At 54.3% G+C, this 18,642-nt stretch carries 14 protein-coding genes; 10 read left to right on the top strand and 4 right to left on the bottom strand.

What is annotated here, in order from left to right:
* The first annotated feature begins 15 nt into the window (after window positions 1–15).
* From B4O97_RS06960 to B4O97_RS06945, 4 genes are all read left to right on the top strand, one after another.
* Window positions 16–4,914 (top strand): glycogen/starch synthase, encoded by a 4,899-nt coding sequence (locus B4O97_RS06960; RefSeq protein WP_083049496.1) that lies wholly within the window; start codon window positions 16–18, stop codon window positions 4,912–4,914.
* 79 nt (window positions 4,915–4,993) lie between these two features.
* The gene (locus B4O97_RS06955) at window positions 4,994–5,791 is read left to right on the top strand and encodes an amino acid ABC transporter substrate-binding protein (RefSeq protein ID WP_083049494.1); all 798 of its coding nucleotides are present in this window, start codon (window positions 4,994–4,996) and stop codon (window positions 5,789–5,791) included.
* A gap of 13 nt (window positions 5,792–5,804) precedes the next feature.
* Entirely contained in the window at window positions 5,805–6,446 is a 642-nt protein-coding gene (locus tag B4O97_RS06950; RefSeq protein WP_083049493.1) for an amino acid ABC transporter permease, read from the top strand.
* On the top strand, window positions 6,439–7,218 hold the full coding sequence (locus tag B4O97_RS06945) for an amino acid ABC transporter ATP-binding protein (RefSeq protein WP_083049491.1): 780 nt from the start codon (window positions 6,439–6,441) through the stop codon (window positions 7,216–7,218). Before B4O97_RS06950 ends, B4O97_RS06945 begins: the two co-directional genes overlap by 8 nt.
* A 12-nt stretch (window positions 7,219–7,230) precedes the next feature.
* On the opposite strand, the gene B4O97_RS06940 is transcribed toward B4O97_RS06945, so the two are convergent.
* Window positions 7,231–8,826, bottom strand: coding sequence for a methyl-accepting chemotaxis protein (locus B4O97_RS06940; RefSeq protein ID WP_083049490.1), 1,596 nt, complete (start codon window positions 8,824–8,826; stop codon window positions 7,231–7,233).
* 163 nt (window positions 8,827–8,989) lie between these two features.
* Between B4O97_RS06940 and trkA the strand changes: the two genes are divergently transcribed.
* From trkA to trxB, 5 genes are all read left to right on the top strand, one after another.
* Window positions 8,990–10,396: a Trk system potassium transporter TrkA gene (trkA, locus tag B4O97_RS06935; protein WP_083049488.1), complete on the top strand. Its 1,407-nt coding sequence runs from the start codon at window positions 8,990–8,992 to the stop codon at window positions 10,394–10,396.
* On the top strand, window positions 10,393–11,847 hold the full coding sequence (locus tag B4O97_RS06930) for a TrkH family potassium uptake protein (RefSeq protein WP_083049486.1): 1,455 nt from the start codon (window positions 10,393–10,395) through the stop codon (window positions 11,845–11,847). Before trkA ends, B4O97_RS06930 begins: the two co-directional genes overlap by 4 nt.
* A gap of 22 nt (window positions 11,848–11,869) precedes the next feature.
* Window positions 11,870–12,829, top strand: coding sequence for an AEC family transporter (locus B4O97_RS06925; protein WP_083049484.1), 960 nt, complete (start codon window positions 11,870–11,872; stop codon window positions 12,827–12,829).
* Window positions 12,830–12,919: 90 nt separating this feature from the next.
* Complete coding sequence (locus B4O97_RS06920) at window positions 12,920–13,378, top strand: hypothetical protein (RefSeq protein ID WP_143305580.1); 459 nt, start codon at window positions 12,920–12,922, stop codon at window positions 13,376–13,378.
* 72 nt (window positions 13,379–13,450) lie between these two features.
* Window positions 13,451–14,443 (top strand): thioredoxin-disulfide reductase, encoded by a 993-nt coding sequence (trxB, locus tag B4O97_RS06915; RefSeq protein ID WP_083049481.1) that lies wholly within the window; start codon window positions 13,451–13,453, stop codon window positions 14,441–14,443.
* A gap of 19 nt (window positions 14,444–14,462) precedes the next feature.
* On the opposite strand, the gene B4O97_RS06910 is transcribed toward trxB, so the two are convergent.
* Window positions 14,463–15,233: a patatin-like phospholipase family protein gene (locus B4O97_RS06910; protein WP_083049479.1), complete on the bottom strand. Its 771-nt coding sequence runs from the start codon at window positions 15,231–15,233 to the stop codon at window positions 14,463–14,465.
* A 74-nt stretch (window positions 15,234–15,307) separates the two neighbouring features.
* Here B4O97_RS06910 and B4O97_RS06905 point away from each other — a divergent pair, with 74 nt between their 5' ends.
* Window positions 15,308–15,817, top strand: coding sequence for a DNA-deoxyinosine glycosylase (locus B4O97_RS06905; RefSeq protein ID WP_198947030.1), 510 nt, complete (start codon window positions 15,308–15,310; stop codon window positions 15,815–15,817).
* Here the strand turns inward: B4O97_RS06905 and B4O97_RS06900 are convergent.
* Complete coding sequence (locus tag B4O97_RS06900; RefSeq protein WP_233142974.1) at window positions 15,808–17,088, bottom strand: L-threonylcarbamoyladenylate synthase; 1,281 nt, start codon at window positions 17,086–17,088, stop codon at window positions 15,808–15,810. The genes B4O97_RS06905 and B4O97_RS06900 overlap by 10 nt on opposite strands.
* Window positions 17,089–17,235: 147 nt before the next feature.
* Complete coding sequence (locus B4O97_RS06895) at window positions 17,236–18,633, bottom strand: sensor domain-containing diguanylate cyclase (RefSeq protein ID WP_158084196.1); 1,398 nt, start codon at window positions 18,631–18,633, stop codon at window positions 17,236–17,238.
* Between the last annotated feature and the right edge of the window lie 9 nt (window positions 18,634–18,642).

Genomic DNA, 18,642 nt, shown 5'->3' with positions numbered 1-18,642 from the left:
TGATACTATATAGATATGAGATGGAGTCCTTCCGAGTTGTTGCCGTCAGCTCTTCTTCGTTTCCGGGAGGATGAGCTTGGCCTTGTCAGTGCATCCGATATCGAGTATGAGTTGCAGGAGGCGGCAAGCCAGTTCCGTTCGTTCGCCTTCATTCCTGATTTAAGTCTGGCCGCCGGAGCCCTGGAGTCTGCCGGGGCGGAAGATACCTGGGATACCTTTATTCCCCTTCGAAACCGAATAATCGATGAAGCTTCGGTAAAAGAACCGTCGGTCAAACGCAGGTTTTACAGTCAGGGAAGAATCTCCACCCGCCTTTTACACGCCCTGGTTATTGTACACCGTGCCGTTCAGCAGCTGAATAATCCTCTGCTTCCCGGAAGACGTTTCGTATTGATCAAGGAACGCCCCGGAAGTCCGACAATATTCCATCTATCCCCGGAAACCTCCCTTCTCAGTTACGTGAATGCCGGACCACCGGAGCAGGAACAGCCGAGCATATATCTCGGTCTGAATTTGCTCGATGTGGTTATTACTGGTCTTGCCGAGGGTGACGACACCTATTATCACTCTTTCCTCGAGATTCTGAAGATCGAAGAGCGGGCAATCGAGACAGGCTATACCCATACCGAAGGACTGACGGAGGCTCAAAAGGGGTCTCTGGATCAGCTGCTGGACAAGATCATATCCCTCTCGGAGGTTTTCCAGTCCAGACCGGAGCCCCTGCCTGGTAAAACACAGCCCTTCAGCTCTCAGCAGCGTGAACAGATCCTGGTACTCCTGGACAGCAGGCTGCCGGGGGATTCCGGGCTCTTCAATTATGATGACTGCCGCAGGGGGATCGATACCCTGGAGAAACTTGCCAGGGAGTATAAATCCCGCAACAAGGAAGACTCCCTTCGTGAGGTTGTCCGTCTTCTGACCGCCGCCTCGGGACATGATATACACGAGGTGCGCAACCGGGCCAACATTGCCCTGGAACGTGTTTTCGCCCCGAAGGAGTATGACGCACCCCTGGCAACCCGCTTCGAAACTATCCTGAGCGGCAGCAGGCACCGTTTCAGTTTCAGCCTGCCGAAGTCCAGGAGCGGTTACTTCGTACGGGTCTACGGAGACCGGAGTTCCGGAGAACTGGTGCTGGACGGTGATCTGGATTACACCGATCTGCCCCTCAGGCAGAATCCTGCGACAGGACGCTACGAGGCGAGCCGCCTGTTCCGCACCCTGGGAAATTATGACTGGGTAGTTTTCAGGAAACTGAAAAACGGCGGGCGCTGGCTCGACGGCCTCAGCGGCCGTATAAATGTTCTTCCCGATCTTGACGGGGAACTGGTCCTGGAAATTTTCCCCGATATCCATGGTCATACCCGGCTCTACTGGCGCAGCGAAAATCCGGGGATGGTATATAACGAACGGGGACAGATAATCCGCACCGGAACCTTTACCGATGTGGCTGCCCATCTTGAGGACATCAAGACCCGATACAACATAAGCGCGGTTTACATTCTCGGAGCACAGAAGAGGGGCAGCAACCGTGAAGACTGGGCGCCGGAGGCGCAGTCTCCCTCGCCCTTTGCGCCCATGAGCATGACGGAGCTGGAACCGAAGCTTGGGGGAGAAGAAGCCTTTACGGCGCTGGTGGCTGAAGCCCACCGTCTCGGTATAAAGGTAATTGTAGATGTCATCCCCCACCTGAACCGCCACTCCCGGGAACTGCCGGATGAATATGCCGTGCGAACCTACGACGAGGGCGGCAATCTGGTGGTCCGGGCGTCCACTGACGGGCGCTACGGAAGTTGGAATGACGGGAAGCTCCTGAATTACCGCAAGTTCGCCGTCTGGCAGTGGCTTGCAGACTCTGTCTGTACCCTTATCGAGAAATACGACATAGACGGCATCCGCTTCGATTCGTCCCATGCCGTGCCGGTCATGATGAAGCGCAACAACTACCCCTTTATTCACGGAGAATACCGCAGTCGTGAGTCCCTGGTGGAAGGGGATATTATCGACAATACCAGGGAATATGATCACCTGGTAACGACGAGCTATTATGATTCCTCCTGCGCGGAACTGATCGCCGTCCCCTTTCACTATTACCTTTCCCTGAGGGTTCATCGGCTGCTTCGGCATCTTGGAAAGAGGTATTTCGTTAATCTGGCGGAGTGTTACTGGGGAAGGGAACAGTATCTTTCCAGGACCGGGACGGTACCCTACAATTCATCCCTTTTCAAAATCTGCGAGAATATAATCCATGGAAAGACGGATGTTCGCGAGATATACCATATTTACCAGAACTATTTTCCATCCATCCTGCCTCCCGGGGCCCAGATGCTCGGGATTCTCGGAAACCACGATGAACGCAGGGCTCTGAATACCTTCGGCCGGCGGGGGTACAGGGCTGCAGTGATGCTGACCAGCTTCCTGAGCAGCATAATCCTTGATTTTGAAGGAAGTGCCGAAGGTGAGTCCTGGAAGGTCTTCCTGGATAATATCTATGTCAACTGGAACGATTTTGAACGCGAGGCCTATCGCGGAACGGTGGATTTCTACACCGAGCTGTACAACGAACACCGGAACAACAGAGGGCCGGCATATCTTGTCTGGGCCGGAAACCCCATGGTGGCGGCTGCCCTGCGGTTCAATTCCGAAGTAGGATTTATCGGTGCTTTCAATTTTGCCGACCGCGACGAGAATGCATCCATCCGTTTTGATGATCCCCGGCTTCCCCTGGAAGACGAGGCCTACTACCATGTTTCTGACCCGATCTACTCTGCAGTAACCGGCATGTCCGGCTGGTACACCGGGGCAGAGCTGCGTCATTCCCGGGTGGAGATGCTCATTCCACATACGGACCGCTACAAGGTTCTGGTGCTCCGCCGGATAAGCACCGCGGAGGAGCGTAAAAAGGTCTATCCCGAGCTGCTCAGGCAGTCGATTTACCGGCTCTGCTCTGCCGGCAGTCGGACGGCTGTTTCCGCTGCTCTCTTTTATAACGAGATGAAGGCTCACGCCGGAAGCTACAGGGAGTTTACGACCTATATCTCGAAAACCCTGGCACCCCTGATGCAGGACAATCCCGAGGCCCTGCGTCTCGGGCTTAAGCGTTTTCTCTATTATCTCTGGCGTGATGAAGCCGACCACAGTGAAAATCCTGTCTGGGCCTATCTGGCGGATATGCGGAAAGACGCGGATCCCACCGTCAGGGAGACCGGAGAATATCTGCAGTACTCCTATCGGGGGGGCAGTCTGGTATTCCTGTCCGCCGAAGCCGATCCCTTCTCAAAATCCGGAGGACTGGCGAATGTAGTCTATGAACTTCCCCGGGAACTGGCAAACATGGGGGAATCCGCGGTGGTTATTACCCCTCTCTATCGACAGGGGGACGCAAAGTCGGTTCAGAAGATGGAGCAGGCCTGCAGACGCTACAATGTAAGCTATACCGGCAGGAATGTACGCTTCTGGATACTGGATCAGGAGTATGAGGCCGGGGTCCATACAGCCATGGTGGATGGCATCCGCTACTACCTGCTCGAACATCATGAGTTTTTCGACGGGCTCTACTACGGGGTTACCGGAGCCGAGCGGCTGCGGCGCAGGGTAGCCCTGTCCCGGGCCGCTGCGGAGCTGGTGCGGGAATTTTCTCTTGATCCGCTGGTTATCTTTACCAACGATGCCTACTCAGGTATTTTTTCAGCCATTGTCCGCAGCGATCCCCGCTATGCGGGTCAACCGGTCTTTGACCGGGCAAGTCTGGTCCATATTATCCACAACGGGGGATGGCAGTATTTCGATGCCTACCGTCGCTGGGAAGCCGGAAACGATCTGTTCCGGCTCTTCAATCTTGCCGGGCACGAATACTGGAGATTCGAAGATCCCCAGGAAGCGGTAAAGATAAACTGCATGGCCGCCGGGATTCGAAGCGCCAACAAGGTCGTTACCGTATCCCCGAGTTATGCAAAGCAGATTCAGATAGCCTCGGACGGGATGGAAAAGATTCTGCATGATGTTTCCGGCATTAATAACGGTGTGGGAGGCGATTTCAGAAAGAGGGCTCTGCAGCGTCTGGAGGAAGAGAAATTCCTGGAAAAGAATATCGGCGCCCTGTATTCCTGCATAGAAAAGGACCCTCTGCTAAAGAATCAGCTGGAAGAAAAGTACGCCGAGATACTGGTCCCCGGGGAAATCGAGGCATTGAAACAGGGCCGGCGCCGGCGCCTGCTTGAACGTCTGCGAATCAAGCTGCTTCTTCAGCTTACCCGGGGACTGCAGGTCGATCCGGACACGCCCCTCTTTGTAATGATTCACCGTCTTACGGAGCAGAAGGGATTTCAGCTGCTCCTGGAAGCTTCGGAGGGTGTTTTCACCACTCTGGGGTACCAGGGAATCATCGGAGGGGCTGTAGCCGGCGGAGACGAACGGGGAGATGAGATCGCCAGGGGACTGATGAGTCTCAAGGACTGGTTCCCGGGTCAGGTATCCGTGGGGATCGGCTTTCAGGATGTTCGTATTCCCCTGCTGGGGGCGGATCTTTTTCTGATGCCCTCCATGCATGAACCCGGCGGAATCAGCCAGCTGGAAGCTTTTGCCTGCGGATGTTTTGTCTGTGCCAGGGCAACCGGAGGGCTTCGTGATACGGTCCACGGTATGGTAAAGGAGAAACGTACTCTTCGGGGTAATGGTGTTCTTTTCTCTGATTATTCTGCCGTGGCATTTTACGACGCCATGCAGCGTTTCCACCAGATATACAGTGAAGAAAGTCCCGAGACGCTGGAATCCGCCCGGCAGAGGATGGAAAAGGATATCTTTTCCTGGCGTAAACCGGCGGAAAATTACCGGGATCTGGTTTATTCCATGAAGGAGATCATCCCTCTGGGCGGAAACGCCACCCTTGCCTCCGGCAGCACTAAGGGTGTATAACCGATATTGTCATATAAGGGACCTTCTAAAAGGAGTAGTTTTAGGATTTCCCGCAAATCATTACTAACAGGAGTTTTCAATGAAGCGAGTACTGTGGTCGGCATTACTGCTGCTCATCTGCGGCACTGTCGTGTTCGCCGGCGGATCCGGGGAAAAGTCTACTGATCTGGACGCCATCCGGGAACGGGGTGTTCTTATTGTGGGACTGGACGACAGTTTTCCTCCCATGGGTTTTCGGGATGAGTCCAACGAGATTGTCGGGTTCGACATCGATCTGGCAAAAGAGGCTGCCTCACGGCTGGGAGTCGATGTGGAATTCAAGCCTGTGGACTGGGACGGTGTTATCCTGAGCCTCAACAAGGGCGATATCGACCTGGTTTGGAACGGGATGACCATTACCGAAAGCCGGCAGGAAAAGATCAATTTTTCCAAACCCTACCTGGACAACCGGCAGATTGTAATCCTGCAGGCCGGCTCCGGTATCTCTTCCAAGGCCGATCTGGCCGGGAAGGTTGTGGGTCTCCAGATGGGATCATCCGCAGAGGTCGCGCTGAACAGTGACGCCGATGTGGCTGCAAGTCTCGAAGAGGTCAAGAAGTATTCCAACAACGTGGAAGCTCTGCTGGACCTTGCCGCCGGGCGTACTGACGCCGTTGTGGTCGATGAGATAGTCGGTCGGTATTATATCGCCAAGAAACCCGGCATCTATGAGGTCATGGCTGAAGACTTCGGTGCAGAAACCTACGGTGTCGGAATCCGAAAGAGCGATACACAGCTCAAGGCTGAGCTGGACAAGGTTCTTGACGAGATGAAGGCTGACGGAAGTGCGGATGAAATTTCCCGCAAGTGGTTCGGCGAAGCGATTGTCAAGAAATAGGGAGCTTTGAGCTTTGGATTATACTCTTCAGGTTACGGCGCATCTGCTGCGGGGCTGTGTGCTGACGCTCCAGATATACGCCGTGACCCTGATCTTTTCCATTCCCCTGGCGGTTCTGTGTGCCCTGGGCAGGGTCTCGGGGCCCCGGGGCCTGGACAGGGTTCTGGGCTTCTACGGCTGGATCTTCCGGGGGACACCACTGCTGCTGCAGCTCTTTTTTTTCTACTACGGGCTGACGATTTTCAATATTTCCTTAAGTCCCTTTATGGCGGCAGGCCTGACCTTTGTTCTCAATTACGGCGCCTATTTTATGGAGATCTTCCGGGGCGGAATCTCGAGCATCGGTGCCGGTCAGTATGAAGCGGCGAAGGCATTGAACATGAACTACTGGCAGACCATGAGGCGGATTATTCTGCCCCAGGCTACCCGGGTGGTTCTCCCCCCGACGACAAACGAGGCCATCACTCTGGTAAAGGACACCGCCCTGGTGGTTGTTATCGGTATGGGAGAGCTCCTGCGCTCCGCCAAGGAGATCTTTACCCGGGACTTCACCCTGATCCCTTTCGCCGTGGCAACGGTGATTTATCTTCTTATGACTTCGGTGGTGATTCGCTTTTTCCGCTACCTGGAGCGACGGATGGCCTACTATGACTGATCTTTATCTGGATATACGTTCCGTCTCCAAGCATTTCGGCGAACTCGCCGCGGTAAAGGATGTCTCCCTCCAGGTACGAAAAGGCGAGGTAGTCTCCATAATCGGTCCTTCGGGGTCGGGAAAGAGTACCCTGCTTCGCTGTATAAATCAGCTCGAGCTGATAGACGGTGGAGAGATTGCCATCGAAGGGGAAAGGATAATCGCCGTCGAGGACGGAGACAGGGTAAAACTGCCGGAGAAGCAGGTCAGAGGCGGGCTCAAGAAGCTCGGAATGGTTTTTCAGCACTTCAACCTCTTTCCCCACAAGTCCGTTATCGAGAACCTGATCGAAGCTCCCATGGTGGTTGACAGACTGCGGCGTTCCGAAATCGAACCCTACGCCCGGGAACTCCTGTCCAAAGTAGGGCTTGCGGACAAGGCCGACGCCTATCCGAATCGCCTCTCCGGGGGACAGAAACAGCGGGTCGCCATTGCCCGGGCACTGGCCATGAAGCCGGATATTCTGCTCTGCGACGAACCGACCAGCGCGCTGGACCCGGAGCTGGTGGGCGAGGTGCTGGCGGTGCTGAAACAGCTGGCCGGGGAACACATGACCATGCTGGTGGTAACCCACGAGATGAGCTTTGCCCGGGACGTCTGCGACCGGGTTGTTTTCATGGATCAGGGGGGCATTATCGAGGATGCTTCACCGGAGAAGCTCTTCAGCGATCCCGATCACCCCCGTATCAAACTTTTCCTACGGAAAATGCTGCTCGAGGAGGCGGCTGAATAGGCTGATTCCGGTTTAGTCCTCCGCCCCGGGCAGTGCTTCAAATTCCCGGTTTCCCTCCCCGTCGAGAACAAAAAATGCCGTTGTCTGTTTCAGGTGCTCCGCTCCGTCGGAAAACTCCCGTGCCATGGCGGACAACTCTTCAGAAATGGCCGCGTTCTGCTGTACCGTCTGGTCCAGCTGGGCCAGGGCATTGTTTACCTGATCTATTCCCGAAGATTGTTCCCTGGAGGCGGCGCTGATTTCCTGCACTAGATCCGCGGTCTTTTCAATACCGGGAAGAAGCTCGTTGAATACCCTGCCTGCCTCCCGGGACACCTCCATGCTTTCGCCGGAAATTCGGGTTATAACCGCCGCGGCCTCCTGGGAACGCTCCGCGAGCTTTCGAACCTCCGCTGCCACCACGGCAAAACCTTTTCCGGCTTCTCCCGCCCGGGCCGCTTCAATGGCGGCATTCAGGGCCAGCATGTTGGTCTGACGGGCAATCCCTTCGATTAATTCCGTTCGGGAGAGGATATTCTCCATGGCGGAGATTGTTTTCTGCACTGCCTCTCCGCCTTTCTGGGCGTTGTCCCGGGCATTCAGGGCTATACGTTCGGTCTGTCCGGCATTTTCCGATGTCTGCTGCACCGTGGATGCCATCTGCTCCATGGAAGAGCTTGTCTCTTCAGTGGATGCGGCCTGTTCGCTGTTGCCGGTGGAGACCTGCTGGGCGGAAGCATTGATCTCCGCGCTGCCCTGGGCAAGGCGTTCGGCCAGTTCCTTCATGGAGCCTGCGACTTCCCGGAGCTTGAGCTGCATCCTGCCGATTGAAGAGAGAAGGGTGCCGATCTCGTCCCGTCCGGAGTCCCGTACATCCTGACGGAGGTCTCCGCCGGCTATCCGTTCGGTTATCTCCACGGCAAGCCGCAGGGGTCTCGTGATGCTCCGGTAGAGAAAAAAGCTGAAGGGCAGAAACAGCAGCAGAATAACGAGGCCCAGGCCCAAAAGTATCCCCCGGACCCAGCGTTCAGCGATCTCCCCAATACTGGCGTCAATCTCTCCGCGGGCGGCTTCTATGTTGTCTACGTAGATCCCTGTCCCGATCCAGAGCTCAGTGCCGGGAATGCTTTCTGCGTAGGCCAGTTTGGGCTGATCCCCGGCCCCGGGCTTGGGAAAAACGTATTCCACGAAGTCCCCGCCTGAGGCTGCGGCCTCGGAAAGTCTCCGCACATAATAGATACCGTTAACGTCCTGAGAATCCTTCAGGTCAGTACCCACCAGGGCCTTGTTGGGAGGCAGCGCGATATTGACTGTTCCCTGGTAGACAAAGAAGTACCCCGACTTGTCATCTTCATAACGGATATCTTCGACAAAATTACGTATTGTATTGTTCCAGTCGGCGGCTGGAACGTCCTTCAGCAGGGTTCCCAGCCCCACAGCGGCGCTGTGGGTCGCAACCTGGAGTTTGTCCTTTTGTCCCGAGAGCATAATCTCTCCGCCCTTGTCTATGCTGAAATCCCGGACCCGATCGATTCCCTGGATGTACACAAAATTAATGACAGCGGTGAGGGCAATAATCAGTACAATCTGGAATAAAAGGCGGCTGGAAATCTTTACTGACCTGAACATACGACTTTCCTCCTTTATCTATCAGGAATAATACTATATTGAAATCCTGACCGCAAATCTCCTGTTTCAGCGGCGTAGTGGAAGACCCTGCATTAGGAAAACCTTAAAATTGGTCAGGCTAATTAGTTGACAGGTCGGGGAGGATGTCATACCGTATCCTGCGATGAACATTATTATTCTGGGCGGCGGCCGGGTCGGGTATAATCTTGCCCGTCAGCTTGTCAGTGAGGACAAGCAGGTAACGGTGATTGAGAAATCCCTTGCGGTGGCTAAGCAACTGGCCAACACTGTTGATTGTCATGTAATAAACGATGAAGGAAACAGTCCCGCGGTTCTGCGGGAAGCAGGCATCGAGGATGCGGATTTCTTTGTTGCGGTTACCGACAGTGACGAGATCAACATGATCTCCTGCGGTCTGGTGGCGGCGGAGTTTTCCAGGCCTGTTACCATAGCCAGGGTACGGAACCTGGACTATTCGGCGTCCAGAATGCTGGAGAACCCGCTCTTTGGCATAAACCATGTCGTCAATCCTGAAATCGAAACCGCCAGGGTAATTCTCCGGTCCATTGAACGGGGGGCAAAGAGCAATATTCTGCTCTTTGATCAGGGGGACCTGCAGCTCTGTGATGTCATTGTCCCGGAGGAGTCCCCATTTGTGGGCAAACCGGTGCGTCTTATGCGGGCAGAGACGGACAGTAACTTTCTGATAGCCCTTATGAACCGTAACGACGAATACATGATTCCCTCCGGGGATACGGTAATCTTTGCCGGTGATCAGCTTCATCTGCTGGGAAGCGAAGCGGAACTGGACAGGATTCTGGAAATAAACGGACGTCATAAAACCCCCATCCATCGGATAGCCATCGTGGGAGGGGGCAAGGTAAGCCGTTATATTGCGGACCAGCTCTATCAGCCGACAGATGAAGGAAGCAGTATCTTCAGGAAGATGCTCAACCGTTTTGTACCAAAGAGACGGAACCGGGTCCTGCATTTTATCGAGCAGGATTATGATAAGTGCAAGGCCCTTATCGAGCGTTATCCCGATGCCCACGTGACAAACGCCGACATCTCCAGTGAAGGGATTCTCGAAGAGGGAGACATCGAGGGCTACGACCTGCTGCTCACGGCCACCGGTAACCAGGAACTCAATATTATTACCGCCATGTACGCCAAAAAACTGGGTATCTCCCGGACCATAGCTCTGGTGCAGCGCCGGGGATATGTAAACATGGCCCATGAACTGGGCATCGATGTGGTGGTAAGTCTGAACAACGCCCTGGTAAACAGTATTCTCAAGATTATTCGCCGGGGAAATGTCCGCAGCATTCACAGTATTTCCGACAGTCTTTTTGAGATAATCGAATTTTCCATCGAAAAAGGGTCTCCCATTGCGGGGAAAACGATCAAGGATATACGGCTGCCGAAACAAAGCCTGATAATGCTGGTGGTCCGGCAGGATGAACATATTCTGCCCCACGGAGATTTTATGCTTCAGATGAGCGACCGGGTATTCGTTATAGCCCGGACCGAGGATATCAAGAAGGTCGAGGGAGCGATCACCGGAAAATGATTCAGTACAGCCTGATCTTCAATATCCTTTCCGCCCTGATCGCGATTGTCTCGTTTTTTATGTTCATTCCCCTGGGTATCGCGATCTACGGGCAGAACACGGAAGTGGTTCTTGCATTTCTTTATACGATAGTTCCGACGGTTGTGGTCTGCGTGGTGGTCTATCTTGCAACCCGGCCTTACAGGCGACGGTATCTGCGGGCCAAGGAGGGCTTCCTTCTGGTAACCCTCAGCTGGCTCGCCGCCTCAGCCATAGGGGCGCTTCCGTTTTTTATTTCCGGTGAAATTCCCGCTTATACCGACGCTTTTTTTGAGACGATCTCCGGGTTCACCACCACCGGGGCTTCGATCCTTACGGATATTGAAGCCATGTCTCCGGCCCTGCTTTTCTGGCGTTCCCTTACCCACTGGCTTGGGGGTATGGGAATCGTCGTACTGACGGTGGCAATCCTGCCGATTCTGGGCGTCGGCGGAGCCCAGCTGATGCGGGCTGAATCCCCGGGACCGACCCTGGAAAAGATCAGCCCCAAAGTCGCGGAGACCGCCAAGATTCTCTGGCTGATCTACCTTGGACTTACTGTTCTGGAAACGGCCCTCCTGATGTTCGGAGGGATGAACCTCTTCGATGCCCTGACCCATACCTTCGGTACCCTGGCAACGGGGGGGTTCTCTCCTAAAGCTGCCAGCGTCGGGCACTACAACTCAGCCTACATAGATATCGTAATTACCGTTTTTATGGTGGCCGCGGGTCTGAACTTCGGACTCTACTTTCGGGCCCTTCAGGGCAGGTTCCGGGACCTGATCAAAAATACCGAGTTTCTGGCTTATCTGGCAATCTTCGGCGGATCGACCCTGATCCTCGCATTTTCTCTGAATAAGGTCGTGTATCAGGGTTTTGCCGAGAGCCTCCGCTATGCCGGATTTCAGTCCGCCACCGTTCTTACGACAACGGGATACGCCACCGCCGACTTCGACCTGTGGCCGGCGTTTTCAAAATATATCCTTTTCTTTCTTATGTTTATCGGAGGCTGCTCAGGATCAACCGGAGGGGGTATCAAGGTAATACGAATCGTTACCCTCTTTAAGCAGGCCGTTAACGAGATGAAGTACCTCTTTCGTCACAAGGGGGTACATGTTGTACGTATTAACGGTGAGCCGGTACGCAAAGATTTTATCTATACCGTCGTGGGCTTTTTTACCCTCTATATGCTGTGCCTTCTGGTTACAACGGCGGTCGTCTCAACCGGGGGATACGATCTGGTTACATCATTTTCCAGCGCTCTGGTAACCGTGGGGAATATTGGTCCCGGTTTTGCGAAGGTAGGGCCAACCATGAACTATGCCTTTTATGAGCCGTACATAAAGTGGGTTCTGAGTATTGCCATGCTCGTGGGAAGGCTCGAGGTTTATACGGTTCTTGTCCTGCTGGTTCCCTCTTTCTGGCGTCGTTAAAGGATCTGATCAGCGGGATTCCATGGCTGTACTTACTCTTATACTGCTGAAAATAGCACCGATCTTTCTGGTGCTTCTTCTGGGATACCTGGCCTTTGCGCTTCGGTGGGTCGATGATTCCTTTATCGGCAGCGCCAACAGGCTTGTCTTCTATGTGGCCATGCCGGCGCTGGTATTTCTGAACACCGCCGGTGCCGACTTCTCCAGCGGTCTTCCCTGGCGTGAAATTCTCTCCTTTGCAACAGCAATGATCCTTACCACGATAGCGGGGTATCTTGTGGGCGGAGCACTGCGCCTGTCAGATCCTCAGAAAGCTTCATTTGTACAGGGTGCCCTGAGGGGTAACTTTGCCATTATCGGGCTGGCTGTACTTGACCAGATTCTGGGACCCCAGTGGGTCCCTGCCGGTGCACTCCTTATTGCCTTCTTTTTACCCCTTCATAACTTTGCCAGCGTGGTGGTACTTTCCTTGCTGGGGAAGGATGTTGAGGTTCATGCCCACCCTGTAAAGAAAGCCTTTACCGTACTCGGTAAAAGTTTCCGCAATCCCCTGATTACCTCGATTATTCTGGGTGTTCTGGTTTCTTCTGCACATATTCCCCTTCCCGCGGTGTTGACCGACGCCCTGACCTATCTGCAGCGTCTCGCTCTGCCCCTGGCACTGGTAGGCATCGGCGGCTCAATGGGGGAATATCGCTCCGGAGGCCATTATCCTGTAGCTGCGATAAGCTCCTTTCTTAAGCTTTTTATTCTGCCTTTTTTTGCGGTGATTATCGGAATTATTCTGGGCCTTAACGGTGAAGCCCTGGTTATACTTGCTGTTTTCTCCGGCGCGCCTGCGGCGGTGGCGAGTTATCCCATGGCCGATGCCATGGGGGCCGACCGGGACACCGCCGGAAGTGTCATACTTGTCAGTACCTCCTTCTGTTTTCTCAGCCTCACGGTAATCCTGACCATTCTCAAGGTGAGCGGTTTTACCTAGTTGCCCGGGAACTGGAGTTGCTGTATCCTTTAAGATATGCAGATATCCTCCGGAAAAACCTTACAAAAACTGATACCCGTACTGTTGACGATGTCGGTACTTGTATTTTTTGCCTGCAGCGGAGCTCCAGCCGGGCGGAGTGAACCCGGGCTTACTCTGGAGCTCTTCGAAGAACCGTCCCCCGGTGCTGCTGTATCCTTCTCTGCCCTGGACAGCAGTGAATTCAGCCGTAGAATTGCCGGTGAGACCGAAAAGAGGTTCCGCCCGCCGGGAAGTCCCGAGGTTGAGCTGAAACTCCTGTTGCGCACGCAGGTTCAGTCCCGGGAAGACAGGAGTCCGGGATTTCTTTCCAAACGATACGAAATCCACCTTGAAGGATCCCTGATGGACAGGGATAACAGTCGTATTGGAACACTCCTGGGTAGGCTGGAATATCGGCGAAGCCGCTTTCAGTTGTCAGGGAATGACGAAGCGGATCAATATGATATCTGGGACCGTGATTTTGTCGAGTGGTGTGCCGAGAGGATAGTTGAGGCATTGACATTTTAGATAAATATTAAGATATTTATATATATAGAAACCGGGTTTATTCCTGGGAGCATTCAGGAGGAACACACACGTATGGCATCTGACAAAGTTGAAAAGGTAATCATAATCGGGTCGGGACCTGCCGGACATACCGCGGCCATATATGCTGCGAGGGCGGAACTGCACCCTTTGATGTTTGAAGGATTCATGGCCGCCGGAGTTGCCGCCGGAGGGCAGCTGACTACCACAACCGAGGTTGAAAACTATCCCGGTTTTCCGGAAGGTATCAGTGGCCCGGTCCTCATGGACAGGATGCGGGAGCAGTCCCAGCGGCTGGGTACGCGTATCGAAACCAGGACCGTGGAATCCGTGGATCTGAAATCCAGCCCAAAAAAGGTTATTGTGGGAACAGGCGACAGTGCCGAGGAGTTTCTTACGGAGACTGTAATCATCGCAACAGGGGCTACCGCAAAAAGACTTGGAATAAAGGGAGAGGAAGAACTGTGGCAGAAGGGTATCTCCGCCTGTGCAGTCTGTGACGGGGCCCTTCCCATGTACCGGGACCAGCCCCTTGTCGTTATAGGCGGCGGTGATACCGCCTGTGAAGAGGCCAGCTATCTGTCGAAATTCGGTTCATCCGTCCACATGCTGGTACGCCGGGATGTTTTCAGGGCAAGCAAGGCAATGCAGGACAGGGTTTTCAACAATCCCAAGATCGAGATTCACTGGAATACCAATGCCGTCGAGGCCCTCCAGGGGGAAGCGAACAAATTCGGAATGCGCTTCCTGGGCGGGGTCAAGGTCAAAAACAACAAGAGCGGCGAGGTCTATGATATCCCCGCAAAGGGACTCTTCTACGCCGTCGGGCATACCCCCAATACAGCCTTCCTGCAGGGGCAGCTGAAGACCGACGAGACCGGCTACCTGGTGGCGAAGCCTGACTCCACGGCAACAGAGCTTCCCGGGGTATTCGCCTGCGGAGATGTAAAAGACAAGGTGTACCGTCAGGCGGTTACCGCAGCTGGTTCGGGATGCATGGCAGCCCTGGAAGCGGAGCGTTACCTGACTGAGAAGGAGAGTACCTGATCGAACTTCCGGCAAGGGGTCAGCGAAGACGCTTTAAACGCTTTATCTGAGCCTGAGCGGCTTCCTCCCCCTTGCGAACCATATCGTCGGCCTTCGAAAGGTCATGGTAGTTGTAGTCATGGAGCTCCGGTTGAATGACTATGTCGGCGTTGCTTCGGCCTTCCATACTGCTGTTGTTCAGCATTATGGCGAAACTCCGGTAGGTAATGTCCAGCAGGTTCTCCGGCGGCTGATCGTTGGAGGGATTCGCGTTCAGGTCCACGGCTATAACCTTCTGGGCCCCCATCTTCCGGGCAAGGGAACAGGGCAGGTTGTTTATTACACCGCCGTCCACCAGAACCCGCTTTTTTTCCAGTACCGGTTCAAAGATCCCCGGTACCGATGAGCTGGCCCGAACCGCCCGTGCCACGGAACCTGAATCGAAGATCAGCTCCTCGGCCCTGTTGAGGTCCACAGCGACTACCCGTAAGGGGATTTCGAGATCCCTGAACTCCACAGATCCCAGCAGGTCGTTAATAAAGTTCTCCAGACGGTCGGACTTTACAAGACCCATCCCCGAAAGGGTGGGACGGACAAGCTCCGACCATTTCAGGTCCCGGGCTATCTTCAGGATCTCCTCCCATCCGTAACCGCCGCAGATAAGGGCCCCAACTATGGAACCCACACTTGTTCCCGTTACATAATGAATGGGTATGGAATTCTCCTGCAGCACCTTCAATACACCGATATGTGCAAAGCCGCGGGCGGCGCCACCGCTCAGGGTCAAGCCGATCTTTTTTTTGGAAAACATTTTCCCCCTCCTCCCTGTTTCTGTTATATACCTCGTCGCAGTTCAGGGCAATGACGTTTCTGCCTGTTTTCTGTATGCTTGAGTTGATGCCGGAACGTCTCAACTCCTTTCCACCGATACTGCCCCGGAACCCCCGGGTGCTGATTCTCGGGTCCATGCCAGGGGAAGAATCCCTGCGCAGAAGACAATACTACGCCCATCCCCGCAATGCCTTCTGGCCGCTCATGGCCGCCCTTCTGGGGGAACCTCTGCCGGCAGAGTATGAAGCCCGGAAGGAGATGCTTCTTCGTCATTCCATAGCTCTATGGGACGTTGTGGGTACCTGTTTTCGCAAGGGAAGTCTGGATCAGAATATTCAGGATGAAGAACTGAACGATTTTCCCTCCCTTTTTGATTCCTGTCCCGGAATTTCCCACGTCTTCTGCAACGGTACCAGGGCCTATACGCTTTTTAAGGGAAAGTTTCACCCTCCCCGGAGTATAGAGCTGATACGACTTCCGTCCACGAGCCCTGCTCATGCGGTACCCTTTGAGAGGAAGCTCGCGGCTTGGGGGCAGATACGCACTGCGTTGAACTATCCCTGAGGTTTCGCGGAAGCCTTCGTCAGCCGGTCGTTGACCGCAGCTCCGATTCCTGACTCCGGGCACCATTCACAGACAATCAGGCGCAGGCCCTTCCCGTCGAGGCTGCGGAGGGCGGCATAGATATTCACCGCGATCTCATCCGCGTTGCGGTTTCCGCTCACCTGTACTGTGGGGCCTTGGAAGTCGATATCCGGCTTCTCAAACAGGATGCAGCCGATATCCCGGTTCTCCGCATAGTCACGAACATCTTCTACCATAAGCAGGGGGGTCACCGGGGCGTAATGGTTGGGCAGCATCCCCGGACTCTCGGCGTCTCCGGCTCGTGTTTTTGCCGGGACTTCCACCGGGCCGATAATCTCTTCTATCTGCTCCCGGCTTACTCCGCCGCTGCGCAGCAGGAGGGGCCGCTCTCCCGCCAGGGAGAGGACGGTGGATTCGAGTCCTACCCGACATGCACCTGCATCTATCAGGACTTCGTAGCTGCCTGAAAGCTGTTCAGCCACGTGAGCTGCGGTTGTCGGGCTTGTACGTCCGAAGAGGTTGGCGCTGGGGGCAGCCACCGGCGTCCCCGCCCGGTGAATAAGTTCCCGGGCCCAGGGGTTGGAAGGCATGCGGATTGCCACCGTCGGGTGTCCGGCGGTCACGATATCCGGAACCCGGGAATCTTTTTTCAATACCAGGGTCAGGGGCCCCGGCCAGAAGGCTTCAGCAAGCCGGCGGGCCTTTTCGGGAAACTCCAGCACCAGCGTGTCGAGCTGCTGCAGTTCACTTATGTGGACGATCAGCGGATCGTAAAAAGGGCGCTGTTTGGCCTTGAATATCAGCTTGACGGCATCCCGGTTCAGCGCGTCGGCGCCAAGTCCGTATACTGTCTCGGTGGGGAAGGCGGTCAGTTTTCCCTGCCTCAAGGAAAGTGCCCCCTTATCTATGGCCTTCTGAAGGTCTTCCCGCGCGTTCGGATGCTTCAGTATCCAGTCCACGGCGGCATGGAGACTGTGAAATACCAGCCGCTCCGGGGGGATTGCGCTCATGTGGGTAAGATTCTCGGAGTTCAGTATCTGAAGGCTGAAAATACCCCGGGATTCGCCTTCAGCGAGGAGGGCATTCTTGTCGCTGATAAGAAAAACCGCTTCCGGTGGGCTCTCCGGGGTATCGGGATCAGTCCCGGAGTAAAGGGCTATCCGATACCGTTGTGAAAGATTTTCGGGAAGAGAGTTCCCGCCGATACAGTCGTTATCTAGGAGGATGGTTTCCAGTGCTCGGTGTATCATAGTGGTTCTGTTAAGATATCATAAAGGCGACTCAAAAAACTACTCTTTGCCCCATATCCTGCGTCGTCATGATTACCCGCGGTCCTCCTTATCCACGAAATCGAATCTATGGGGATGAATCGTTCTCAAAATCAGAAGGGCCCGGGATCAGCTGATTTCTATCCTGTCCTTTCCGGAGCGTTTTGCACGGTACAGGGCACCGTCAGCTTTCTGGATCAGGCTGGCGATATCCTCGGTATTTCCGAGTTCCGCTATACCCATGCTGAGGGAAATGGCAGGTCCTTCCTGTTTCTGTTCAGTCCAGTTTTTGAAGAAGAAATACCTGAGCCGTTCGGCGATGGTCCGGGCGGCGTTCAGGTTGTCTTCAATGAGGATCACGAACTCGTCTCCCCCCCATCGGGCAAGGGTGTCATCGGGGCGTATGCTTTCCTGAATTGTATCCGTCAGGACCTTGAGTACCTGGTCTCCCACCTGGTGTCCCCGGGTATCATTCAGGCGTTTGAAATTGTCCACGTCGATGATTATCAGGGCTACATCGGAACCGTAGCGGGCCTTCCGGTAATGGAGGCGTTCAAGCTGTCTTTCAAGTTCCCGGCGGTTCGCGCAGCCGGTAAGACTGTCGGTTGTTGCAAGTTCTTCCAGCCGGGCATGGTAGCGGTTTATTGTAAGGGTGCTGAACAGAATTATCAGAAGAGAGGCGGCTATTCCGATGAGTATGGTTCGGATCAGGGCGGCCCGGGTGCTGCTGAGGGCGGTGTTTTCATCCTGTTCAACTATCAGGAACCAGTCTATGGCGGGAATATATCGGGAGGTTACAAGGACTTTTCCGTGTCCTCCGGTATAGGTGGCGTTCAGGGGTGTATCTTCGGCCAGGAGTATGTCCTGGGCGATTGAGGAAATACCGGGTTTTATGGTGATGAACTCGCGTTCGACCTTGGCAGTATCTGAATGGGCCTGTATGAGGCCCTGGTGATCTGTAAGGAAAATACGCCTGTTGTATTTTTCCTGACGATTCCGAAGGTAGCCCGCGAAATCATCCATGACGATTCCAACTCCCGTTACGCCCAGAAGCTTCCCGTTATAATCTTCCACCCGGTAGTTGAAGAAAATGGTCAGCCGGTTTTGTGCCGCTTCGTCGCTGTCCACATCAAGTTCAAAATCCTTCCCGGATCGAATGAAATCATAGAACCAGATGTCGTGGGGGTCTTCGGAACTGATGTTTTTCAGAATACCGTCGTAGTGGTAGTATCTGCCGGTTAATGCGGAGACAAAGAACGTCGATTTATAGGTATATTTATCTCTGATTTCCTGCAGATACTGTATGATCTGATCAGTATCCTCTTCTCCTGCCAGGGCCCAGTTCTTGAGGAAAGAGTCGGTGGCCATCATTGAGGCGATATTCATGGAGGGAATAAAATCCTCCCGAATCTCCGAATAGATGTTTTCCCTGAGAAGGGGAAGGGACGAACTGGTTATCTCGTGGGTTATGGCCCTTCGCGCGGTGGAATAGTTCAGAACGCTTATCAGGACGAATGCTGTGAGCATGGTTATACT

It is taken from the genome of Marispirochaeta aestuarii, from assembly GCF_002087085.1.
GTDB classification, from domain to species: Bacteria; Spirochaetota; Spirochaetia; order JC444; family Marispirochaetaceae; genus Marispirochaeta; species Marispirochaeta aestuarii.
The sequence above is the reverse complement of the archived record's forward strand: the minus strand, read 5'-3'. Positions and strand labels throughout refer to the sequence as shown.